Source organism: Pseudoalteromonas rhizosphaerae, assembly GCF_028885455.1.
In the GTDB taxonomy this organism is placed as follows: Bacteria; Pseudomonadota; Gammaproteobacteria; order Enterobacterales; family Alteromonadaceae; genus Pseudoalteromonas; species Pseudoalteromonas rhizosphaerae.
This window is the reverse complement of sequence record NZ_CP118496.1, coordinates 726,377-749,161: the sequence shown is the minus strand read 5'-3', so window position 1 is coordinate 749,161 and position 22,785 is coordinate 726,377. Positions and strand designations below refer to the sequence as shown.

Annotated in this window: 20 protein-coding genes and 1 pseudogene; 4 read left to right on the top strand and 17 right to left on the bottom strand. The window is 40.7% G+C overall.

Going from position 1 to position 22,785, the window contains the following annotated elements:
• Positions 1–35: 35 nt before the first annotated feature.
• The 8 genes and pseudogenes from PVK79_RS03340 to PVK79_RS03305 form a co-directional block, all read right to left on the bottom strand.
• Positions 36–491, bottom strand: a complete 456-nt coding sequence (locus tag PVK79_RS03340) for an REP-associated tyrosine transposase (protein WP_257325300.1) — start codon at positions 489–491, stop codon at positions 36–38.
• Positions 492–619: 128 nt separating this feature from the next.
• Entirely contained in the window at positions 620–1,015 is a 396-nt protein-coding gene (mutT, locus tag PVK79_RS03335; RefSeq protein WP_149980579.1) for an 8-oxo-dGTP diphosphatase MutT, read from the bottom strand.
• A gap of 328 nt (positions 1,016–1,343) precedes the next feature.
• Entirely contained in the window at positions 1,344–4,052 is a 2,709-nt protein-coding gene (gene secA / locus PVK79_RS03330; RefSeq protein ID WP_182732376.1) for a preprotein translocase subunit SecA, read from the bottom strand.
• A gap of 512 nt (positions 4,053–4,564) precedes the next feature.
• Positions 4,565–5,044, bottom strand: coding sequence for a DUF721 domain-containing protein (locus PVK79_RS03325; protein ID WP_257325299.1), 480 nt, complete (start codon positions 5,042–5,044; stop codon positions 4,565–4,567).
• Between the two features lie 126 nt (positions 5,045–5,170).
• Positions 5,171–6,237, bottom strand: a protein-coding gene (locus PVK79_RS03320; RefSeq protein ID WP_257325298.1) for an IS3 family transposase whose coding sequence is annotated in 2 segments (ribosomal slippage) — positions 5,171–5,985 and positions 5,985–6,237 — 1,068 coding nt in all. Because the reading frame shifts where the segments join, the coding sequence is not laid out codon by codon here.
• Positions 6,238–6,346: 109 nt separating this feature from the next.
• Positions 6,347–7,443: pseudogene (locus tag PVK79_RS03315) on the bottom strand (ISAs1 family transposase).
• Positions 7,444–7,741: 298 nt separating this feature from the next.
• Positions 7,742–8,467 carry a single-stranded DNA-binding protein gene (gene ssb, locus PVK79_RS03310; protein WP_257325297.1) on the bottom strand — a complete coding sequence of 242 codons (726 nt, stop codon included), beginning with the start codon at positions 8,465–8,467 and terminating at the stop codon, positions 7,742–7,744.
• A gap of 20 nt (positions 8,468–8,487) precedes the next feature.
• Positions 8,488–9,855 (bottom strand): MFS transporter, encoded by a 1,368-nt coding sequence (locus PVK79_RS03305; protein ID WP_145238569.1) that lies wholly within the window; start codon positions 9,853–9,855, stop codon positions 8,488–8,490.
• Positions 9,856–10,019: 164 nt separating this feature from the next.
• Between PVK79_RS03305 and uvrA the strand changes: the two genes are divergently transcribed.
• Both uvrA and PVK79_RS03295 read left to right on the top strand, forming a co-directional pair.
• Positions 10,020–12,845 (top strand): excinuclease ABC subunit UvrA, encoded by a 2,826-nt coding sequence (gene uvrA, locus PVK79_RS03300; protein ID WP_182735081.1) that lies wholly within the window; start codon positions 10,020–10,022, stop codon positions 12,843–12,845.
• A gap of 30 nt (positions 12,846–12,875) precedes the next feature.
• Complete coding sequence (locus PVK79_RS03295; RefSeq protein ID WP_257325296.1) at positions 12,876–13,934, top strand: hypothetical protein; 1,059 nt, start codon at positions 12,876–12,878, stop codon at positions 13,932–13,934.
• A 159-nt stretch (positions 13,935–14,093) separates the two neighbouring features.
• On the opposite strand, the gene PVK79_RS03290 is transcribed toward PVK79_RS03295, so the two are convergent.
• From PVK79_RS03290 to rpe, 5 genes are all read right to left on the bottom strand, one after another.
• Positions 14,094–14,540 carry a DUF6326 family protein gene (locus PVK79_RS03290; protein ID WP_257325295.1) on the bottom strand — a complete coding sequence of 149 codons (447 nt, stop codon included), beginning with the start codon at positions 14,538–14,540 and terminating at the stop codon, positions 14,094–14,096.
• Between the two features lie 374 nt (positions 14,541–14,914).
• The gene (locus tag PVK79_RS03285; RefSeq protein WP_257325294.1) at positions 14,915–15,280 is read right to left on the bottom strand and encodes a hypothetical protein; all 366 of its coding nucleotides are present in this window, start codon (positions 15,278–15,280) and stop codon (positions 14,915–14,917) included.
• Positions 15,281–15,664: 384 nt separating this feature from the next.
• Positions 15,665–16,669 (bottom strand): tryptophan--tRNA ligase, encoded by a 1,005-nt coding sequence (gene trpS, locus PVK79_RS03280; protein ID WP_145238557.1) that lies wholly within the window; start codon positions 16,667–16,669, stop codon positions 15,665–15,667.
• Between the two features lie 50 nt (positions 16,670–16,719).
• Complete coding sequence (locus PVK79_RS03275; protein WP_182735077.1) at positions 16,720–17,385, bottom strand: HAD-IA family hydrolase; 666 nt, start codon at positions 17,383–17,385, stop codon at positions 16,720–16,722.
• Entirely contained in the window at positions 17,385–18,068 is a 684-nt protein-coding gene (gene rpe, locus PVK79_RS03270) for a ribulose-phosphate 3-epimerase (protein WP_182717700.1), read from the bottom strand. The genes PVK79_RS03275 and rpe overlap by 1 nt, the downstream gene beginning before the upstream one ends.
• Positions 18,069–18,352: 284 nt before the next feature.
• Here rpe and PVK79_RS03265 point away from each other — a divergent pair, with 284 nt between their 5' ends.
• Together PVK79_RS03265 and PVK79_RS03260 are read left to right on the top strand one after the other, a co-directional pair.
• Positions 18,353–18,646 carry a hypothetical protein gene (locus PVK79_RS03265; RefSeq protein WP_145238548.1) on the top strand — a complete coding sequence of 98 codons (294 nt, stop codon included), beginning with the start codon at positions 18,353–18,355 and terminating at the stop codon, positions 18,644–18,646.
• Positions 18,647–18,650: 4 nt separating this feature from the next.
• Positions 18,651–18,836: a DUF2970 domain-containing protein gene (locus PVK79_RS03260; RefSeq protein ID WP_145238545.1), complete on the top strand. Its 186-nt coding sequence runs from the start codon at positions 18,651–18,653 to the stop codon at positions 18,834–18,836.
• Here the strand turns inward: PVK79_RS03260 and PVK79_RS03255 are convergent.
• Genes PVK79_RS03255 through aroK form a run of 4 tightly spaced genes read right to left on the bottom strand, consistent with a single transcriptional unit; the run spans position 18,799 to position 22,658 of the window.
• On the bottom strand, positions 18,799–19,650 hold the full coding sequence (locus tag PVK79_RS03255; protein WP_257325293.1) for a Dam family site-specific DNA-(adenine-N6)-methyltransferase: 852 nt from the start codon (positions 19,648–19,650) through the stop codon (positions 18,799–18,801). The two genes, PVK79_RS03260 and PVK79_RS03255, sit on opposite strands and share 38 nt — an antisense overlap.
• Before the next feature lie 53 nt (positions 19,651–19,703).
• Positions 19,704–21,044: an AAA family ATPase gene (locus PVK79_RS03250; RefSeq protein WP_182757925.1), complete on the bottom strand. Its 1,341-nt coding sequence runs from the start codon at positions 21,042–21,044 to the stop codon at positions 19,704–19,706.
• Positions 21,044–22,114 (bottom strand): 3-dehydroquinate synthase, encoded by a 1,071-nt coding sequence (gene aroB / locus PVK79_RS03245; protein WP_257325292.1) that lies wholly within the window; start codon positions 22,112–22,114, stop codon positions 21,044–21,046. Before aroB ends, PVK79_RS03250 begins: the two co-directional genes overlap by 1 nt.
• Before the next feature lie 25 nt (positions 22,115–22,139).
• Positions 22,140–22,658 (bottom strand): shikimate kinase AroK, encoded by a 519-nt coding sequence (gene aroK, locus PVK79_RS03240; RefSeq protein WP_008466255.1) that lies wholly within the window; start codon positions 22,656–22,658, stop codon positions 22,140–22,142.
• Positions 22,659–22,785: the final 127 nt, after the last annotated feature.

Below are 22,785 nucleotides of genomic sequence, written 5' to 3'. Positions count from 1 at the left end.
GCATATTACGAAAGAGTAGATTAGATGTACTGGGATTAGTTTAAATATACACAATTCCAAAATGGATAATCACCCACACTTTTAACCAAGCCAGCCCTGAGCGGGTTTGCAACTATATATCTAGCTTGGTTAAGTAAATCTTCATCAGATCTAAGCTTGTGATCATAAAAGTTAGCTTGCCAAATTTTTCCGCTAGAAAGTAAATAACGGTTCAATTTAATCGTAGTAATACTTTTAAATTGACCAATAACTTTGGATAAATCATCAGTATTTCTAAGCTGAAATAGCCAATGCAAGTGATCTGGCATTAATGAAAAACAAATTGTCTTAAGGTTTCCCGAATGCGAAAAAAAATGTAACTCCCTCATAATTAAACAGCTACTATCAAAATCACAAAAAAGCTGCATTCTATTTTCAGTACAAATTGTAACTGAGTAATAATGATTAATTATCGAGCATCGCCCTTTAGTCCGCTTACTTGTATCAACCATTACTTTCCCCCAATTAACTACAAGTAAATATAGCAATTAATCGAGATCCCTCCAGTAGAGATTGAGCTTTCTTAATAAACAAACACGGAATTTTAAAACGCGGTGGCAAGCCACTCGCCTAGGTAAATTTAAACATCCACTTTTATTTTTTCGATAATTTCTACGTTGGCGGCAGGAAAATTGTAATCGTCTAACTTATCAATCGCGACCCATGCACTTTGCTGGCCTTCTGCGCCATGGGCTTGGCCGCTAAAATCAGTAACTAAATGCACGTCGAGTTTTACACATTTATCGCCATAATCATGCTCAATAACCATCAGCTCGCTTGAACTATTAATTGTTAAACCTACCTCTTCTTGAAGCTCACGCTTTAGTGCTTCGAATACGGTTTCGCCAGCTTCTACTTTGCCGCCCGGAAACTCCCACAAACCACCTTGGTGTTTATCGTCAGGGCGCTTACAGATAAATAGTGTGTTATCTGCTTTGATAACCCCCACCGCTACATGCACAATTTTTTTATTCATCGTAATACCTTAATTAAAACCGCGCGGCATAAAGCCGCGCTTACAAGCAATTAATTAAACACCAGAGTAAAATGCAACACCCGTAGGCGTTAAGCTTGCTGACGCACAAACACCGAAACAATATTGAATATCGCGGTGGCAAGCCACTCGCCTACAAGTGATTAAACACCAGAATACAATTTAACACCGTAGGCGTTAAGCTTGCTGACGCACAAACTCCGATACAATATTGAATATCACGGTGGCAAGCCACTCGCCCGATATTTAACCTTACAAACAAAAAAAGCGACGCAGGCGTCGCTTTTTAATTGTTAATTATAACATTTGGTTATTTTAACTTACCACAACACTGTTTGAACTTTTGACCCGAGCCACACGGGCAAGGTTCGTTGCGGCCAACTTTTGGCTCTGCGCGTGATGTTACGACCGCACCTTTTGGTGCTTCGCCGCCTACGTGCTCAACTTCTTCATGTTGATATTCACGAGGAGCATTTTCACTTTGGCGGTGTTGCTCTTCAATTTTTTCAACATCTTCTTCAGCACGTACTTGTACTTTACTTAAAATACTAACTACATCAATTTTCAGGTTCTCAAGCATCTCTGAGAACAACTCAAACGACTCACGCTTGTACTCTTGCTTAGGATTCTTTTGCGCGTAGCCACGTAAATGAATACCTTGGCGAAGGTGATCCATCGCAGCAAGGTGATCTTTCCAATGTTGATCCAAGCTTTGTAGCATGATTGCTTTTTCAAACTGACGAAGTACAGAATCGCCAACTTGTTGCTCTTTCTGTTTGTAAGCTTGCTCTACTGACTCTTCAATACGCTCACGTAACTTTTCTTCGTAAAGTTTGTTATCGTCAGCTAACCATTGTGTAATCGGTAACTCAATTAAGAAGTCTTGTTTTAAGCGCTCTTCAAGGCCTGGAATATCCCACATTTCAGCTAAACTTTGTGGTGCAATGTATTGGTCAATAGTGTTGCCCAATACGTCGCCACGAATAACCGTGATCGTCTCTGAAATATCGCCTTCTTCAAGCAACTCATTACGTTGTGAGTAAACAACACGACGTTGGTCGTTTGCTACATCATCGTATTCAAGCAACTGTTTACGCACATCAAAGTTACGTGCTTCAACTTTACGTTGCGCGTTTTCAATGGCACGGTTAACCCATGGATGCTCAATCGCTTCGCCACGTTGCATACCTAGTTTACGCATCATATTAGTCATACGTTCACCAGCGAAGATACGCATTAATGCGTCATCCATCGATAGGTAAAAACGGCTTGAACCGGCGTCACCTTGACGGCCAGAACGACCACGTAGCTGGTTATCGATACGGCGTGATTCGTGACGCTCAGTACCAATGATATGTAAACCACCGGCAGCAATTACTGCATCATGGCGAATTTGCCACGCTTCTTTAATCGCTTTGATTTGCTCATCAGTTGGGTTTTCAAGTTTTTCAACTTCGCTATTCCAGTTACCGCCTAACACGATATCAGTACCACGACCGGCCATGTTAGTTGCGATTGTTACTGTGCCTGGTAAACCAGCATCGGCAACGATGTCTGCTTCTTGGGCATGGAATTTAGCATTAAGTACGTTGTGCTTGATTTTTTCTTTACGTAAAAATTGCGATAAATATTCAGAGCTTTCGATTGAAATCGTACCTACCAATACTGGCTGGCCGCGCTCTTGGCAATCTTTAATATCGATTAGAATGGCTTCGTATTTTTCTTCTTGCGTTAAGTAAACTAAATCAGCGCGATCTTCACGGATCATCGGCTTATTAGTTGGCATAACAACAGTATCTAGACCGTAGATTGACTGAAACTCAAATGCTTCAGTGTCGGCAGTACCAGTCATACCTGCAAGGGTATCGTAAATACGGAAGTAGTTTTGGAATGTAATTGACGCTAACGTTTGGTTTTCGTTTTGAATTTTTACATTTTCTTTTGCTTCAACAGCTTGATGTAAACCTTCAGACCAACGACGCCCTTCCATTGTACGGCCAGTGTGCTCATCAACTATGATTACTTCGTTTTCTTTTACAACGTAATCAATGTCTTTTTGATACAGCTTATGAGCACGTAATGCCGCATAAATATGGCTAAGCAGGGTAATACTCGCAGCAGAATAAAGCGAGTCGCCCTCAGCTATCAAACCACGTTCAATCAGTAATTCTTCAACTTTAATTTGACCACGTTCAGTTAAATGAACTTGCTTGGCTTTTTCATCAATAGTGAAATCACCATCGCCTTCAATACCTTCTTCGTCTTCTTTCTCTTGTAACTCAAGAAGCGGAACTATGGTATTGATTTCAGCATACAGCTGCGAACTGTCTTCAGCGGGGCCGGAAATAATCAGTGGAGTACGGGCTTCATCAATTAAGATCGAGTCAACTTCATCGACTACCGCATAGTAAAGTGGACGTTGTACGCGTTCGTTAATGCTAAACGCCATATTGTCACGCAGGTAATCAAAACCAAATTCGTTATTAGTACCGTAGGTAATATCAGCGGCATAGGCTTCTTTTTTCTGTTGCGGCATCATACCCGGTACGTTACAGCCAACAGTTAAACCTAAAAATTCAAATAATGGGCGGTTAGTTTCAGCATCGCGCTTAGCAAGGTAGTCATTCACAGTAATTACGTGAACACCTTTACCCGTGATACCACGTAAGTATGCTGGTAAACTTGCGGTAAGAGTTTTACCCTCACCAGTACGCATTTCTGCGATGCGGCCTTGGTGTAAAACCATACCACCTAGCAACTGTACGTCAAAGTGACGCATACCATTTACACGTTTTGATGCTTCACGTACCACAGCAAATGCTTCTGGTAGAATGTCATCAAGACTTTGTCCGTTATCGTAACGCTCTCTAAACTCTGCTGTTTTGGCTTTTAAATCTTCGTCTGAAAGCGCTTCAAGTTGCGTTTCAAGCGCGTTGATCAGCGCGACCGTCTTTCTTAAATTTTTAATAGTGCGGTCATTGCGACTACCAAAAATCTTGGTAAATAAATTAGATATCATGATAAAACCGTTACAATGTGTTCTTTGCTAGCCGAGTATCAGCTAACCCATTTTTATAATTACTAATTAATAGATTACTCACACGAGCACATATTAATTAGCAATTTCGAGAAACGTTGTGAAATACAGCGTTCAATACGTGCGCTACTATACCAGACTCTGCGAAACATCAAACCATCGCGTAGTTAAGATATCAGTTTTCTGCAAGAAAATTTAAAATAAGCCGTAAACATAACTTTAATTAAGACTATAAAATTATATTAACTATGAAGATATGGAGGTGGATAAAAGAAAATCAAGGGAAGAAGGCAAAGTGGTAAGCTGATTTAAAAATATGGAATCCATTGTAAAATTTATATCCATTAGTAAGTCGTATTTTTAAAATATATTACAACTAAATAAATTTCACTTCACAGAAAGGTCTTATAAATTTTTGAGAATCTTAAAATTTATAAATATTCAACAATAATAAGCACTGAATTTTACGGCTTAAAACTTATGGCTTACGGCTTTCACTTCCTACCATGCCTCGCTAGTCGCTCTAGCTTTTCTTTTAGTGACGGTGGTGCACTTTGTGCAATCGCATTAAGGTAATCAGCGGTTTGTTCACTCATCGCTAATTTATTCGCAGGAGTGGCGTTAGCTGTTTTTAACGCATTATTTGGACTTAATCGTTGGCTGGCTTGTGGATTAGCGGTAATTTTAATTTGCCCAAGTTCTGCCATACCGGCACTACGAAAGTGAGACAGCATATCCATTTTTAAGTAGTTTAAACGCAGTGCTATAGGTGCAGATACCGCCTCAATCATCAGCGTACCATCGCGATAATTACTAACGCGACATTTTTCACCTAAATTAGCGCCCAAAAACTCACTCAATAAAGTTTGTTGTTTATCTAATGCTTGGCTTTTACCTGCATACGACGACAATCGACCACTCAGGCCAGCCATAATATCGTTTAAGGGTTTTGGCGCGAACCTATCTTTAGCCATGCAAAACACCAAAAGTTACATTTAAGAGACTGAGTTTAATTGAATGCAAAGGTTAAAGCTACGGTAATCCCCCCATTTTTAATGGAGGCGAGCTGTAGAATTTCCGTTGTTTAACTTTTCCAGCTTTTATATTGGTGTTATACCACCTAAGCCCATGTTAGGCCGTTCATTATTATAAGTCCATAGCCAATCAGTCGCTTTGTCTTGTAACTCACTAATATCGCTATAAATATAATGACTCAGCCAGTCGTAACGAACCGTTCGATTGAAGCCCTCTATATATGCATTTTGCTGCGGGTTACCCGGTTGAATAAACCGAGATTCGATATCATTATTCAACGCCCATTGCGCTAGCTGCTTACTAATATATTCTGGGCCATTATCACACCTGATAGCTTTTGGTTTTCCGCGCCATTCTATAATTTGATTTAACGAGCGGATCACACGTTCAGCAGGCAATGATAAATCAGCCTCAATAGTCAGTCCTTCACGATTAAAGTCATCAATGACATTAAACAGACGACACGCTCTGCCATCTGCTAATTGGTCATGCATAAAATCCATTGACCAACATTCATTGATGGTTTCTGGTACTGCCAATGGCTCAGGCATATCTCTATTTAAGCGTTTCCTAGGCTTGATACGCAAATTTAACTCAAGCTCACGGTAAATGCGGTAAACTCGTTTGTGATTCCATTTATATCGTTTTACATTGCGAAAATATAAAAAGCATAGCCCAAAGCCCCAATTGCGCTTTGATTCAGTCAAATTGATTAACAGCTCTGCTATTTTTAAGTTTTCATTTTTTAATGTCGACGTATAGCGATAACACGTTTCACTGATCATGAAAGTGCGACAGGCTAAGCCAATACTCATTTTATTTGTACTAACGACTTCATGTGCCAATATCTTGCGCTCAGAAGCCTTCACCACTTTTTTGCCATAGCCTCTTGAATGACCTCGGATTTAAGTCGCTCCTCAGCATACATTTTCTTCAAACGACGGTTTTCATCTTCAAGTTCTTTCATTCTCGTCATTAAAGAGGCATCCATACCGCCGTATTTTGCGCGCCATTTATAGAAGGTTGAGTTGCCCATACCATGTTCACGGCATAGCTCAGGGATCGGGACACCGCTTTCGGCTTGCTTCAAAATATCGAGGATCTGACTGTCTGTAAAATGTGCTTTTTTCATAATTTTCTCCTGTGTTTACAATAAGAGAAAATTCTACGTTTAACACCCATTATTTTTTGGGGGGATTACCCTAGGACAGTCAGGGCGCGAGCACACCTTGTTAAAAATGTTAACCAAAAAGAAGTTCTTCTCTAAAAGCATCATCATAACAAGCTCTTACACACTTACTTCTTATTGACCCCTTGCTTTTCGTATGCTGCTTTATCATGTTCCTAACGACGCGTCTAAATAGTGCCATATGTTGTGCACTTAATGGCTCATGTATTTGACAGGCATCTTCTTTAAATACGACATCGAGTATCCAGTGCTGCTGCTTTTCTGTCAGCCAATGTTGTCTTATTGCTTTACTTATCAATATATTGTCTGTCAACCATGTTAGGTAGTAATGTGTGTCAATACTCGTTCTATTACCCTTCGTTCGCTCTCGCTGCACCGCAACGATTGTCCTAACTGATGGCCAGCTCTCTTTAATTTCACTCGGTAATAAACGCGCATCAAGACAATCTATCGTGCGTACTTCTTTTCGCCCATGCCCTTCATCTTGTGTAACATGACTAAGTATCTCTGAGTTTTCAGATTCATACTGGTGTGTAAATGCATCTTGAATCGCGCTATAAAGCTTCTTTTGATTACCCTTGGTTTGCACTAGATAATCTGCATGTCTGCTAATTAGCTGTTTTAGTGTTTCTTTTTGGCAGTGCAAAGCATCAAGTGTAATGACGGTGTTATTGATATCGAGTATTTTCAATAAACCCCGAACTGCCGGTATTTCATTCGTCTTACTGCCAACTGTTTGGTGGAATAATGTGAGACCTGCCTCACAATCAAATGCTGAGACGAGGTGTAATTTATCAGCAATGTGTTTACTTGCTCCGCGAATAGTTTTGCCATCGAAGGCAATGACAGGATGCGCTGATTTAACGCGGTTTTGATTGACCCAGCTATACATCGCGAGTAGTAATGAGTCAGTATCACGGTTCTAAAAATCCGAGCAATACTATGTCGAGTGGGTATGCCATTTTTGAAAGAACGAAATCCTCTTTACCAATTAAGCTTACTTTCGCCATAGACTTCAATGCCTTGCCAGTTTTCACACCCTGATGTAACGGCAGTAATAATAAGAAAAAGCACATCAACTAAGTTATGGTGCTGATTTATATGTGAACGATTATCTTTGACGAGTTCTAAATGTGAGAAGAGTGACATAATAAGTTTAAGGTGATGAAATTTATGGTATTAGATCATAAAATTTGTTTATTTACAAAGTGTGATCCCGCCCTGCTAGGACAGTACACGTTTTAAATAAAAATAACTCTCCCTCCATAGCATTTGATAGCTGTTAACTTAAAAACTCCAACATAAAAGAAAAATAGCGGTCAGCTCCCTCTATTCACCAGCTCTTACTATTTTGTAATATTCAGACTACAGTACACTATAAAAACAAAAAAGCCGCTATTTAGCGGCTTTCAAGTTAATTTCTCAACATTTTTAAATTTGTCTTGAATTAGAACGGTATATCGTCATCAAAATCGATAGGTGGTTCCATTGGATTTGATGCGCCGCCTTGCGGAGCACTTTGTGGCTTAGGTGCAAAACCACCTTGCGCTTGTCCACCACCTTGTGGAGCATAGCCGCCACTTTGGTATTGATTACTTTGCTGTGGTGCTGCAGCTGGTTGCTGACGAGCTGCTGGCGCTTGTTGTGGCGCTGGTGCATACCCACCGCTTTGCTGTGCTGCACTTTGCTGCTGAGCATACCCACCACCTTGTTGTGGTGCGCTTTGCTGCGGTGCGCTCTGTTGTTGGCCGTAACCACCTTGAGATTGACCACCGTGGCTTTGCTGTTGGCCACCTTGGTAACCGCCACTTTGTTGGTCGCCACCACGGGCACCTAACATTTGCATTTGACCAGTGAAACCATCCACTACGATTTCAGTGGTGAATTTCTCTTGGCCTTGTTGGTCAGTCCATTTACGGGTTTGAAGTTTGCCTTCAACGTAAATTTGTGAACCTTTACGGCAATATTCACCAACAATTTCAGCTAACTTGCCAAAAAAAACAACACGGTGCCATTCTGTTTTATCAACCATTTGACCGGTGTTTTTGTCTTTATAGCTATCTGACGTAGCTAGAGTAATATTCGCTACACCATTGCCGTTAGGCATATAACGTACTTCTGGATCTTGACCTAAATTACCAACCAAGATTACTTTGTTCACACCGCGTGCCATGGACCTTTCTCCTATAAACGTTATATTAAACCAGCCACTTTACGGGCTTGGTCTAGGTCAAATTCTTTATCATCAATCTTTAAATAACTGCGATTTTCATCACAGACTACTGTTGCTTCAATTACGCCTGGTAAAGCAACTAAACGAGAAGCAAGGGTTTGCGCTTGCTGCTCGTTACTTAATTCTGTCATTAAGCTTATCATTTTACTGCGTGGCGGGACTTGCATATTCCACGCAAGGATAAGCCATATTACCCCAACAACTGCGGCTGCGGCAAACACTGCTTGCGGCGTTGTTGATTGCGCAACGTAACCGCCTAAAATACCACCTAAAAATGCACCAAAAAATTGTCCTGACGAAAACACTCCCATCGCCGAGCCTTTTTGGCTAGCAGGTGCTAAGCGCGATACTAATGCCGGCATCGTCGCTTCTAAAAAGTTAAAGGCAACAAAATATGCCAGCATACACATCGCCATGCCGATGATTGAGTCAACACCAATTGCCATTGCCAACATACTTAGAGCGAGCACTGCGATAGAGCCAACAAATGCCTGTTTCTCTTTTTCTTTGCGGATCGCAATGATCATCACTGGCGCCATTAATAAAAATGCCAGTAATAAAACGGGAATATATACTTGCCAATGCGCTTGTGCTGCTAAACCTTTGGCAATTAACTGCCCTGGTAAGGCGACAAAAATCGTCGTCAAGGTCAAATGTAATAGCATCACCCCTAAATCTAAACGCGCTAATTGCGGGTGCTTAATGAGTTTTTTAATATCGCTAACGCTTGCTAAGGTATCGCCTTTGGGGGCTTTACTAACCGCTTTGGGGACCAAAAACAACACAATAAAAATACCCGCAACTGCCAAAATAGCAGTTAACCAGAACACTCCAGCAAGACCCCACGCTGCGGCAACCATTGGACCAAGTAACATAGCAATAGCAAAGCTCATGCCTATGCTCATACCAATCACGGCCATCACTTTTGGTCGTTGCTCATCGCGGCTCAAATCAGAAGCAAAAGCTAATAACGAGCTGGCAATTGCGCCCATCCCTTGTAATGCTCGCCCTAACGTGACCATTTGCATTGAATCAGCCGTGGCAGCAATCACCGAACCGATGGCAAAAACAGTTAAACCGCCAACAATGACTTTTTTACGGCCAATTTTATCCGATAACCACCCCATGGGAATTTGTAACACAGCTTGTGTTAAACCATAGGCGCCAATCGCAAAACCAATCCATATCGGTGAAAATCCTGATAATTCTTGCCCATAAATCGCCAATACTGGCATCAACATAAATAGGCCAAGCATACGAAATGCAAACACACTCGCTAAGGAAACTGCGGCGCGTTTTTCTCGTGAATTGAGTGAAGAAGCTGTCATGATTCGCGTGTTCTTGCTGTCTATTAAAATTTGAGCAGGGATTCTACCACAAGCTTACAGAGAAATAATCGCCCCAATGCGATGATTTTTCATTGATCAAGGATTAATCTTCGCACGTATTATGAGATACTCAGTAAATCAATTTGGTAATGAAACGAGATAGCATGGAAAACATTGAAGTCCGAGGCGCCCGCACGCACAATTTAAAAGACATCAGCCTAACCATTCCCCGTGATAAATTAATTGTTATCACCGGCCTATCTGGTTCGGGTAAATCGTCTTTAGCATTTGATACCTTATATGCAGAAGGGCAGCGTCGGTATGTAGAATCTTTATCGGCCTATGCCAGACAATTTTTATCTTTAATGGAAAAACCTGATGTTGATCATATTGAAGGGTTGTCGCCGGCAATTTCAATTGAACAAAAATCAACGTCACATAATCCCCGCTCCACCGTTGGCACCATTACCGAAATATATGATTACCTGCGCTTAATGTTTGCCCGTGTCGGTGAACCGCGTTGCCCTACTCACGATTTGCCACTCGCTGCACAAACTGTTAGCCAAATGGTCGACACTGTGCTGGCGTTCCCAGAGGGCAGCAAGCTGATGTTGCTAGCCCCTGTTGTGAAAGAGCGCAAAGGTGAGCACGTTAAGTTGTTAGAGCAACTAGCCAGCCAAGGTTATATTCGCGCCCGTATTGACGGGGAAGTATGCGACCTTTCTGATCCACCGACTTTAGAACTACATAAAAAACACACTATTGAAGTCGTGGTCGATCGTTTTAAAGTGAAAGATGGCTTACAACAGCGTTTAGCCGAATCGTTTGAAACCGCGTTAGAGCTGTCAGCAGGTGTAGCAACTATTGCATCGATGGATGACGCAAACGCCGAAGAGCTGCTGCTCTCCGCCAACTTCGCTTGCCCAACATGTGGCTACGCCATGACCGAACTTGAACCTCGGTTATTCTCATTTAATAATCCGGCAGGCGCATGCCAAAGTTGTGATGGTTTAGGGGTTCGTCAGTATTTCGACCCAAATCGAGTGATTCAAAACCCAGAGCTTAGTTTATCTGGCGGCGCCATAAAAGGCTGGGATAAACGCAGTTTTTACTATTTCCAGATGCTACAAGCCGTTGCTGAGCACTATAAATTTGATTTAGAAATGCCATTTCAGGAACTATCTAAAGATGCTAAAAAAATCATTTTAGACGGTTCTGGCGATACAAAAATTGCTTTTAACTACCGCAACGACCGTGGCGATCTGATCACTCGTAACCATGAGTTTGAAGGCGTGTTAAATAACATGAACCGCCGCTATCGTGAAACAGAATCAAATTCCGTGCGCGAAGAGCTGGCTAAATATCAAACCAGCCAAGCTTGCCCAAGTTGTAAAGGGTCGCGCCTTCGCCAAGAAGCGCGCAGTGTATTTATCGGTCAGACTAACTTACCCGCTATTACCAGTATGAGTATTGGTGAAGCGATGAGCTTTTTTGAGCAACTAAGCTTAACGGGCCAAAAAGGCCAGATAGCTGAGAAAATCTTAAAAGAAATTCGCGACCGTTTATCGTTTTTGATCAACGTAGGGCTAAATTATCTCTCTTTAGAGCGCAGTGCTGATACTTTATCTGGCGGTGAGGCTCAACGTATTCGCTTAGCCAGCCAAATTGGCGCAGGCTTAGTAGGCGTAATGTATGTACTTGATGAACCATCGATTGGTTTGCATCAACGCGATAATGACCGTTTACTGCAAACGCTAATCCATCTACGCGACTTAGGTAATACCGTGATTGTGGTAGAGCATGACGAAGATGCCATACGTGCCGCCGATCATATTATTGATATAGGTCCTGGAGCTGGCGTGCATGGCGGTTATATCATTGCCCAAGGTACTCGCGATGACATTTTAGCTAGCGAAGAGTCAGTAACAGGGCAATTTTTATCTGGCCGACGCAAAATTGAAGTTCCCAAAGAGCGTCATAAAATCAACGATAAGTGGTTAGAGCTGTTTGGCGCTAGCGGTAATAACTTAAAAAATGTCGATTTAAAAATACCTTTTGGTTTAATGACCTGTATTACTGGCGTATCAGGCTCTGGTAAGTCAACACTTATCAACGACACCTTATTTAAACTTGCTCATACCGAACTAAACGGAGCAACCACCGCCGAAGCCGCACCGTACAAATCAATTAGTGGCCTTGAGCATTTTGATAAAGTTATCGACATTGACCAAAGCCCGATTGGCCGTACCCCACGCTCAAACCCAGCCACATATACCGGTATTTTTACTGGCATTCGTGAACTGTTTGTGGGCACGCAAGAATCTCGCTCTCGTGGTTACAAAGTCGGTCGCTTTAGCTTTAATGTAAAAGGTGGCCGCTGTGAAGCTTGCCAAGGCGATGGCGTGATCAAAGTCGAAATGCACTTTTTACCTGATGTATATGTGCCATGTGATGTCTGTAAAGGGCAACGTTATAACCGTGAAACGTTAGAAGTGCAGTATAAAGGCAAAAACATCCATCAAGTATTAGAAATGACGGTGGAAGATGCACACGACTATTTTGATAAAATACCTGCCATTGCACGTAAACTAAAAACCTTAATGGATGTGGGCTTGTCTTATATTCGCTTAGGCCAAGCAGCTACAACGCTCTCTGGTGGTGAAGCTCAACGGGTTAAACTCGCCCGCGAGTTATCTAAACGTGACACAGGTAAAACCTTATACATTTTAGATGAACCAACCACAGGCTTGCACTTTGCTGATATTGAACAATTATTAGTAGTACTGCATCGCCTGCGTGACCACGGTAATACGATTGTGGTTATTGAGCATAATCTTGATGTAATAAAAACAGCCGATTGGATCATTGATCTAGGTCCCGAAGGTGGTGCTGGCGGCGGTGAGATCCTCATTGCAGGCACGCCGGATGAAGTAGCCGAATGTGAGCGTTCACATACTGGCCACTATTTGAAACCCCTATTATCAAAATAGGGTTTTCGCTTTATGTACTAAGGTTGGCCGGTGTTAAGATACATAAAAATTGCCAGATGGCGTGCAAACAAACAGCTGAGGCAACAACAGCAAAATTTGCAACCTCATAAACTGCGCTTTTATGAGCAAGGAAAAGCTATTTGGTTTAATCTTAACACCGCGCAAAAGCTCTACTTATTGGCGTTAATCTGCCTAATCATCTTTCAAAGTGGTTGGCTATGCGCCAGTATCACTATCGTAGCGCTTACTATTGAGTTTTGGCCAAAGTTCAATAAGCTCTGGCATTCACTGGCTGGCAAAGCACTTATACTTATTTTCTATGCCAGTATCGCCAACTTTGTACTGGCCAATGCCAGTGGCATTGTAAATAATGTAACTCATGTTTCAGCAACACATTTTAATTACACTCACAATTTTGCCACGCTACTTTATTTACCACCCTGGGCGTTGGGCATCTCTCTATCGACATTACTATTATTACAATTGATATTGCCGTTCTATATTTTTATGCTCTTAATCCTCAAACCGTTTGGTTCACAGCGGGTAAAGTTTATTAGCCAAAGCTATTCACCTTTACTTACAGCTTCTATACGGTTTTTTTTATCAACGATTGTAATAATCAATCTAATGTCTTTTGTTGATGACAAAGATACCGGTGCCGTTATTGATGACATAGTAAGCAACTTCGTCAGCAGCAAGCAGCTCTCAAGTCGAGCACTAACAGAGCAACAAGAAGTTGAAGTTGTTGAAGAGCTCAGCCAAAAAATACATGGGCAACTACCAAGTGAAAATATTACGCAAACACCTCCCACACTGCCAGTAACTACGACAGAAGAAGGTGAAACCACTCAATCCGTACGATTATTCTTTAACACAAAAGGTTACTTTGAACGCAGCAAACGCTTAATTGCTATGTTTGCTTACACCTACGAAGCAGACCAATACTCCCGTTGCAAAAAATCTGACGACAGTAAAGCGATTGAGATTAACGACTACGAAATTGTTGAAATTGCACCAGATAACAGCAAACCTTACGGTTACAGCTTTACGGTAAAAGCATGCCAATCGCCGGGCATTAAAGCGCCATAGCGGGTTGCGTACGGGCTGCAGAAAATACTAAAGCCAGCGAATTAAAGTAAAACGGTAATCCCCATCGCGGGAGGTAAACCGCCCATTGCACTCCCCGTTAATAAAAAAGCGCTTGATGGGTGGTATGGAGCTGGAGATTAGAGATCTCCGGCTATCCGTTTATGCATTACCTACTGCACACTGTTCGGTTTTAGGCCAGTTCCACGCATACCAAACAGTAGAAATTGAAAGTAATATTTCAATAGCCGTTAGATATAAATAGAAACCCCATGTAGTTTCTAAGTTTACCGCAATAAGAAGGACGACGTATAAAGTAGGCATGATTATATTTAACCAGCGATTTATACTCGGTTTTAACACTAGAGTAAGAAATATCATTACACTTGGAACAGACATAAGTAGAGCTACGGCAAAGAACTCTAATTGAATCCCTTCTTTCGCTGATGTTACTTCCATCGCATTAGCTAAAACTCCAGGAACATAAATTTCAATATAATCACCATATACATAGCAAAACATAACAGCCACCCAAAGCGAGGATATTATTAGTTTTACGTTTATTGGGAAATCTTGAAAAACACTATTTGAATTATTAGTCGAACTCATTTGAACTCCATTTTCTGAGTAATATATAACGATCCTGTTAATTTACTCATTTTAAATTTATTTTTATTGATGTATCAACCATAGTCGAGTTCCTATTTTGATTCAATTTTTAGTGATTTTCTAATTTGGTCGTCATTAATATTATTTGGGGTTTTAGATGACGATACAGGTTGTTTTTTGTACCTTTTTTGAGGTTAGAAGGAATTAACGCTGTACTAGGTAATGACTATTTAACTTCACGAGGTTTAACGTTACTGAAAGATATTTGGATAAATATTTATTACGGAAGATGAACCGCCTATATCACTTCTTTATAATAAAAGTGCTTGATGGATGATGTAGACTCTGGAGTTTAGTGACCTTTGGCTATGTGATTAGGCTTTTTTGTAAACGAAAAAACGAAATATTAAAGCTTGAAATAATGCTGCGAGACCAAACAACAACGAACCTTTATAAAACAAGCACGGTATAACAAATACACTTGGCAAAGCAGCGTAGTATAAATAAGAACCATTAGTATATTTGCTGATTACAAAATGGAGAGGGAATCCAATTACTAACCATCCAACAATAGAAATAAGCAAATACACACCGATGTATAGCAATAACGTAACAACAAAGCCTAAAGTATCGTTCTCTGATGATGATGTAAAACTATTAAATAAAGCGTAAATAGCAATACCTAGTCCCACATATAAGAGGCTTTTTAGTATTGCATCATCCCACCCGCCAAGACCCAATTTTTTTATCCTTAAATATAACATTTTAGTTTTTATGCAACACGCAGTTTATATTTTAGTGTCGCTCGTAGACTGAGGCGCTACCTGCTCGATCTGTCAGAGTTGCTGTCGTTTATGCTAAGGGTTTTAAATTTATGGAAAGTCTTTTTAGTATAAACTAAATCAAACAAATGTAATTGTGTGCTTGTTGTATCTAAGCAGCCCCTGCACTGCTCAATATCTATTACTTTTCTATTGAACAGAATTTAGAGCATTAAAACAACAAAAAATTGATTGCCTACGCTCTTCATTGAGCTGTAATCGGTATATAGCAGTTACAAAAAAGCCAGATATTCCGTTGTAGTTGGAACCATCTGGCTTTATATGATTAGTTATTAGCAAGCGTTACGGGCGGGGAATAAATCCTAACGCGTTGTAAACAGACTTTAAGGTTATCTCTGCACGTGCGCTGGCTTTTTCAGCACCGGTTTTCATGATGTTGTTGAGCAATGCTTGATCTTCACGTATCTCTTTAAAGCGCGCTTGGATTGGCTCGATCATGCTTACTACTGCGTCAGCGGTGTCTTTTTTCAGATGGCCATACATTTTGTCTTCGTATTCAGGCACTAACTCTTCAATTGAGCGCTTGGTTGCAACAGACATAAGTGTTAGTAAGTTTGATACGCCTGGTTTTTCAGTGCGATCAAAATAAATACGCGCTTGCTCGTCTGAATCGGTTACTGCTTTTTTAAGCTTTTTCTCGATCTTTTTTGGTTCGTCTAACATCATGATAAAACCATTTGGGTTTTCATCTGATTTAGACATTTTTTTCAGTGGATCTTGCAGGCTCATTACGCGCGCACCAAACTCTGGAATGTAAGGTTCTGGGATCGTGAAAACTTCACCATATAAGTTATTAAAGCGCGTTGCGATATCGCGTGTTAGTTCAAGGTGCTGCTTTTGATCATCACCTACTGGTACTTGCGCCGCTTGATAAAGTAAAATATCAGCTGCTTGTAATACCGGATAAGCAAACAAACCAACGTTTACGTTGCTGGTGTTCTTTGCTGACTTATCTTTGAACTGGGTCATGCGGTTAAGCTCGCCCATTTGCGCATAACAGTTTAATACCCAACCTAGCTGTGCATGTTCAGGCACTTGCGACTGCACAAATAAAGCAGCTTTATCTGGATCAATACCACATGCAACATACAAAGCTATACCATCTAATACACGGGTTTTTAAAAGCTCTGGATCTTGGCGTAACGTAATCGCGTGCAAATCAGCTAACATAAAGTGGCTATCATACTCTTCCTGTAGCTTTACCCACTGGTTAATAGCGCCAACATAGTTGCCTATTGTCATTCCACCGGTTGGCTGCATGCCACTTAACACTACTGGTTTACTCATGATGTTCCTTTATAGTACAAAAATAAAAAATGCTAAAATTAAAAAATCGCTTAACGCTGGGTAAGAACAGGTATTATATCTAAGAAATTCTCACAGAGGTACTGTGGATTCAAATCAGCAAGATTTTCACCTTGGTTATAACCATAATTAACGGCAAGTACGTCTATATGTGCCGCTTGCGCCGCTAAGATATCACTTTTTGAGTCACCAATCATAATTGCTTGACTCACTGGTACATTTAATTGCTGACAAGCAAATAAAAGAGGCTCTGGTGAAGGCTTTTTGGCCATGTCATCACCACACACTATCACCTCAAAATGACTGCTTAAAGCGAGCTTATCAAGTAGCTTTTCAGTAAAGCAGCGGGCTTTGTTAGTGATCAACGCTTTTGGTATACCACGTAACGCCGCAAGGCCTGTTTCTACGTGTTGATAAAGCACACTGTATTCACCTACTTGTTGCTCATAATGACCATAAAAAAGCGCAATTGCTTTATCTGCTAATGCTGGATCTAGGTGTTCACTGACTTTCATGTCGCCACTGAGGCCTCGCTTAACCAGCATTTCAATGCCGTTACCAACCCAGCTTTGTACCAACCCCTGACTTACAATTGGAAAAGCTAAATCAGATAAAGTCAGATTCATCGCTATATATAAATCATAAACACTATCAACTAAAGTACCATCAAGATCAAATAAAGCGGCTTCATACTTCATTATTTTACACCCTCTAACTGGGCACGCATTTGTTCAATTACTTGTTGGTAATCTGGCTGATTAAAAATAGCAGAGCCGGCAACAAACATGTCAGCTCCGGCTTGAGCCGCCGCCGCAATATTATCGACTTTAATACCACCATCTACTTCTAAACGAATAGCACGACCTGAATCATCAATTATTTTCCGTGCTTGGCGTAGTTTTTCCAAAGTATGAGGAATAAAACTTTGACCGCCAAAACCTGGATTAACCGACATTAATAAAATCACATCAAGCTTATCAATTACATGTTCTAAATAGCTTAAACTCGTCGCAGGGTTAAAGACTAAACCAGCTTGGCAACCATGATCTTTGATCAGCTGCAAAGTGCGATCAATATGTTCACTCGCTTCAGGATGAAAAGTAATGATTGAAGCACCAGCATCAGCAAATTGCGGTATTAAACTATCGACCGGTTTAACCATTAAATGCACATCAATAGGCGCCGTAATACCATAATCACGCAGCGCTTTGCACACCATAGGCCCAATTGTTAAGTTTGGCACATAGTGATTATCCATCACATCAAAATGAACTACATCTGCACCAGAAGCTAAAACACGCTCAACATCTTCGCCCAAACGGGCAAAATCAGCAGATAAAATAGACGGGGCGATAAGGTACTTTTGTAATGTTTCTAACATAAACAATCCTTAGTGATATTAAAAATGCGCAAAATAGCAGGGCCGATAATTGCCATAATGTAACCTAAATCAAGCTATTCCCCAAGAATCCCAGCTAATTAAAGCTTTAACTCTATTTGAAGTTTTGCAACGGTTATATTTTAAACAGCTAAATATAAACATTATTTTTACCTTAACCTTTTAATTTTATTAATTTTTTATATTTGTTAAGGATAAATTAAGTTTGTTATTTGAGCATTTTTTATGTATGCTCTAGTGAGTAACACTATTATGGACTTAGTAAAATGCGTGCTTTTAAAATCGGGATCTTAACTGCGGCTGCTATAACTATCGGTACACTAAGCTATTTTTCAAAAAGTGATAATACACTTATCGCAGCTAACGATTGCGAATGTAGCTCAGGCCATTTAAAAATTAATAATGCAGTGCAATGTATGAAGGTCGAACAAGAATCAAGTTGGATGTCATGGATCACTGGTGATAGTCGCAGTGCACAATTTCATTATTTAGATTTACTTGAATTATTAACCAGCTCAGACGAACCACAAAAAGCACGTTCACTTAGTCCTAGGTTCTAGTAAAGTGCGGCAACTGATCAGCGCTATACAAAGTGTTGTTGCGGCATTTTTTGGTGTGCAATCTGAGCACAAGCGTCACGCTGACTTTAAACAACACTCGCCTACCAGTATTATTATCATCGCTATTATTTTATTTATATTTTTTGTAACCGCTATCTATGGCGTGGTGACTTGGGTGCTAAGTACATAGCCATCAACTCATTGACTTTATTGCGCGAACCACCTTTTGGACTAATCGTCCGCTTAACTTGAATTTCAGCTAACGTTGCTTGGCTATATATTTTACGTGTCCATACAGTGTCATGATTCGAGATCAATACCGGTGTTTTGTTTTCAAATGCCGCTTGCTCAGCTAAATTAGCTAGATTCGCCTGATCATCTAAATTAAAGCCACCCTTAGCATAAGAGGTAAACGACGCCGTTTTACTCAAAGGAACATAAGGTGGATCGCAATAGATCACTGCGTTATCGGGTACTAATTTAAATACATCGTCATAACCTAAACAAGTAAACGTGGCTTGTTGCGCTTTTTCGGCAAAAAAGTACATTTCTTTTTCAGGAAAATACGGACGTTTATACTTACCGAACGGAACATTAAAAATTCCTTTCAGGTTATAGCGGCATAAACCGTTGTAGCCGTGGCGATTCATATATAAAAATAAGATCGCTCGCTCGTAAATGTCATTACTTTGATTAAACTGTACGCGATACTCATAATATGCGTCAGGCTGATTGTTTAAATCAACAAACAGCTTTTTAGCATCGCTGATGAATTCATCTGGAGAGTTTTTTAATTCGTTATACAAGTTAATGAGATCAGCATTAATATCATTAAGAATATAATCTTTAAAATCTGTGTTTAAAAATACCGAGCCAGCACCAACAAACGGTTCAACTAAGGTATCAGCGTGTTTGCTCGCTTCATTTAAGCGCGCGCTAATATCTTCAACTAAGCTGTATTTTCCGCCAGCCCATTTAAGGAAGGCTCTGGTCTTTTTCTGCATCGGCTCTTTACTTCAAACTGGTGTGCCGCGATTTTACACTAAACAGTGTAAATTTACTGATCTAGTAACGCGATTTCTTGTTTTATTTTACTGATTTTTTTATAAAACGGCTGATTTTTACGCACCGCTTCAGGTAGGCTTGCTAGCACTTCGCGAGCAGCATTTAAGTTATCAAAGCTGCCATAGGTTACCACCCACCAAATTTTATCGTTGCGGCGTGTTTGATAGACTTTACCAAGTACTTGCAGCGACTGTTTAGCAACAAACTGCTCGGCGATTGTTTGCTGAGTTACCGCTAGTAACTGGATCACGACCTTACTATCCGGCTGTTGTAGATACCAAGCATTATCTGCTGGCATAATTTGCTGCGCTTGAGGAACAGGCTCTACCACAGTGGGTTCTTCAGCCAAGCTAGTCGTGATATCAACAGGCTCTGCAACTGGCGCTAAACTATCGAGTATTGCCGCAACATTATTTTCCTGAGTAGGATTATCAATAAGCGGCTTGTCTTGCTCTGGTTGAGCTTGTTGATCAGCTGATTGAGCATCTGCAGCTTCTACTTGTGAGGAATCTATTGTCACCGCTGGTTCTGTTACAGCTTGCTTTAAAGTATCGACTGCGATTGCCGTCGCCACTGGAGTTTCAGGTTGTGGCTGATAAAAATCATGCCACCAACGGGTCATATCAGATTTATATAAAAAGCCAATGATGAGTAACATAATAATCACTAGCAGCGTTATTAAATGTACTCGCCAAGATACTTTATCAGTAACTACAACCTTAGCTGTATGCTGTGTTGGTTGCCACGCTAACAATAAACTCGGATTACCGTGTGCTTCGCGCAAAAAGGTTTGAAATACCGGGTCTTCATCATAAGGTAAATCATTAAAATAGCACTTCATCAACTGTTTACTTTCTGCTATTGAAAGTGCTTCAAGATGAATTTCAACAGCGCTTTTAAATTGCCCCACTGATTGCGATGCCAGTAAGACATATAAAGTAGTAGGACTATGCTTGGTAAGCGCTGTTAACTCTTCGACCATTTCTTCAGATAAATGCCGTCCACCATCTAACACCCATAAACATGGACCACAGTTTTGCTGTTTAGCTAGTTGGTAGAAATTTTCTGACAGGCTTAGGTTTTGATCAATTAACGGCGAGCGGAAGCTTTGTTCCAGTAACTCACTCATCAATTGCATATCACTCATACGCGCACTTAGCTGCACAAATGACTTATTAAAATCACTGTATTTATCAGTAATGAAGGTTTCGAGAAGATAACTTTTACCAAGTCCAGAAGGACCCAGTAAGACAATTAAATTTTGCCCATATTCAAACTGTAGGGCAATCCGATCAACCAAAGCCGCACGGCTAGGTAAGATTTGCGATTGCATTAGCGCCCTATTAAATCTCGGACCTGTTGATCTGAGACATCATCAACCAACGCGCATTGACCAAACGCAGTAGGAAGAATAAAACGGATCGTGCCTTTTTTATTCTTTTTATCTTTACGCATATGATGAAGGAAATGTTCAGCAGTCATCACATCAGGGATCTCACTAGGCAAATTATATTGCGCTATTAAGGTAACGATCCTTGCAACTTCTTGTGCACTTAAATCACCACGAGTATGAGCTAGCTGTGCTGCTAATACCATGCCAGTGGCAACAGCTTCACCATGTAGCCATTGGCCGTATCCCATTTGCGCTTCGATAGCATGTGCAAAGGTATGGCCTAAATTAAGTAACGCTCGTAGTCCTGCTTCTTTTTCATCCTGAGCGACAATCAGTGCTTTAATTTCACAACAACGAAAAATCACATGCTGAATGGTTTCTTCATCCAAAGCCTGTAATTGCGCGGTGTTGTTTTCTAGAAAAGTAAATAATTCTGTATCGTAAATTAAGCCATATTTAATAACTTCAGCCATACCGGCTGCAAATTCACGAGCAGGAAGTGTATGCAATGATTGAGTATCAATAAACACGGCTTGCGGCTGATAAAAAGCCCCAATCATGTTTTTACCCAAAGGATGGTTAACCGCCGTTTTACCGCCAACTGATGAATCAACTTGCGATAATAAGGTAGTGGGTACTTGAATAAACGATACTCCGCGTTGATAGCAGGCCGCAACAAAACCAGTCAGATCACCGACCACACCACCACCAAGGGCGATTAAGCAAGTATCTCTGCCGCAATTGTTTTCAAGCAAAAAAGCCGAAATTTTCTCAAACCATTCCAGTGATTTATATTGCTCACCATCAGGAATAATAAAACTTAGCGGATTTAAATCAGCTAATAACGCCATTGCATCGCTTAAGTACAAAGGTGCAATGGTGTCATTAGTGATAATGATAGGTCGACAATCACCAATATGATGATGCAGCCTGTCAGTCTGTTGAAGAGCAGATTGACCAATATAAATAGGATAACTTCGCTCGTCTAAATTAACTGTTAATTCAAGCATCGCTAGTATCCTTTCTTATTGGTATTTAAAAATCTAATTTCTCGATGATTTGATTAGCGACAACTTTAGCGCTTTGCTCATCAGTGCGTACAACAAAATCAGCTACTTCTTTATACAACGGTTCGCGTTCTTCAGCTAAGCGCTCTAATACATCACGAGGTGCTTCTTCTGTTTGCAGTAATGGGCGACGCTTGTCGCGCTGCGTGCGTGCAACTTGCTTTTCGATAGGTGTCTCTAGGTATACAACAATACCACGAGCCGAAAGCTTGTTTCGTACTTCTTTACTCATCACAGAACCACCACCAGTTGCAAGTACAATACCTTGCATTTCTGTTAGATCGCCAATGACAGATTCTTCACGAAGTCGAAAGCCTTCTTCACCTTCAAGATCGAACACCCAGGCAATATCTGCACCGGTACGGCGTTCGATTTCTTGATCAGAATCGACAAATTCAAGGTGCAATTGATCTGCAATGTGACGACCAATTGTGCTTTTGCCAGCCCCCATAGGGCCAACTAGAAATATATTACGTTTTTCAGCCATATCTTTTAGTACAAACGAACTCTAAAATTTGAAATAAAACCCCGCCTAACGACCTGGCCCCAAAATTAAGGAGGGGATTATCTCAGTAATTGATTGGGTATTTCAAGTCAATTAGAACAAAAAGCCA

What these genes read in the sequence shown, in the direction of transcription:
- ssb (WP_257325297.1), bottom strand. Translation starts at nt 8,467, where the DNA reads ATGGCACGCGGTGTGAACAAAGTAATCTTGGTTGGTAATTTAGGTCAA.
- aroB (WP_257325292.1), bottom strand. Translation starts at nt 22,114, where the DNA reads ATGCTTGAATTAACAGTTAATTTAGACGAGCGAAGTTATCCTATTTAT.
- secA (WP_182732376.1), bottom strand. Translation starts at nt 4,052, where the DNA reads ATGATATCTAATTTATTTACCAAGATTTTTGGTAGTCGCAATGACCGC.
- PVK79_RS03305 (WP_145238569.1), bottom strand. Translation starts at nt 9,855, where the DNA reads ATGACAGCTTCTTCACTCAATTCACGAGAAAAACGCGCCGCAGTTTCC.
- PVK79_RS03250 (WP_182757925.1), bottom strand. Translation starts at nt 21,044, where the DNA reads ATGCAATCGCAAATCTTACCTAGCCGTGCGGCTTTGGTTGATCGGATT.
- rpe (WP_182717700.1), bottom strand. Translation starts at nt 18,068, where the DNA reads ATGTTAGAAACATTACAAAAGTACCTTATCGCCCCGTCTATTTTATCT.
- PVK79_RS03325 (WP_257325299.1), bottom strand. Translation starts at nt 5,044, where the DNA reads ATGGCTAAAGATAGGTTCGCGCCAAAACCCTTAAACGATATTATGGCT.
- aroK (WP_008466255.1), bottom strand. Translation starts at nt 22,658, where the DNA reads ATGGCTGAAAAACGTAATATATTTCTAGTTGGCCCTATGGGGGCTGGC.
- PVK79_RS03265 (WP_145238548.1), top strand. Translation starts at nt 18,353, where the DNA reads ATGCGTGCTTTTAAAATCGGGATCTTAACTGCGGCTGCTATAACTATC.
- PVK79_RS03290 (WP_257325295.1), bottom strand. Translation starts at nt 14,540, where the DNA reads ATGAGTTCGACTAATAATTCAAATAGTGTTTTTCAAGATTTCCCAATA.
- PVK79_RS03275 (WP_182735077.1), bottom strand. Translation starts at nt 17,385, where the DNA reads ATGAAGTATGAAGCCGCTTTATTTGATCTTGATGGTACTTTAGTTGAT.
- PVK79_RS03255 (WP_257325293.1), bottom strand. Translation starts at nt 19,650, where the DNA reads ATGCAGAAAAAGACCAGAGCCTTCCTTAAATGGGCTGGCGGAAAATAC.
- mutT (WP_149980579.1), bottom strand. Translation starts at nt 1,015, where the DNA reads ATGAATAAAAAAATTGTGCATGTAGCGGTGGGGGTTATCAAAGCAGAT.
- trpS (WP_145238557.1), bottom strand. Translation starts at nt 16,669, where the DNA reads ATGAGTAAACCAGTAGTGTTAAGTGGCATGCAGCCAACCGGTGGAATG.
- uvrA (WP_182735081.1), top strand. Translation starts at nt 10,020, where the DNA reads ATGGAAAACATTGAAGTCCGAGGCGCCCGCACGCACAATTTAAAAGAC.
- PVK79_RS03340 (WP_257325300.1), bottom strand. Translation starts at nt 491, where the DNA reads ATGGTTGATACAAGTAAGCGGACTAAAGGGCGATGCTCGATAATTAAT.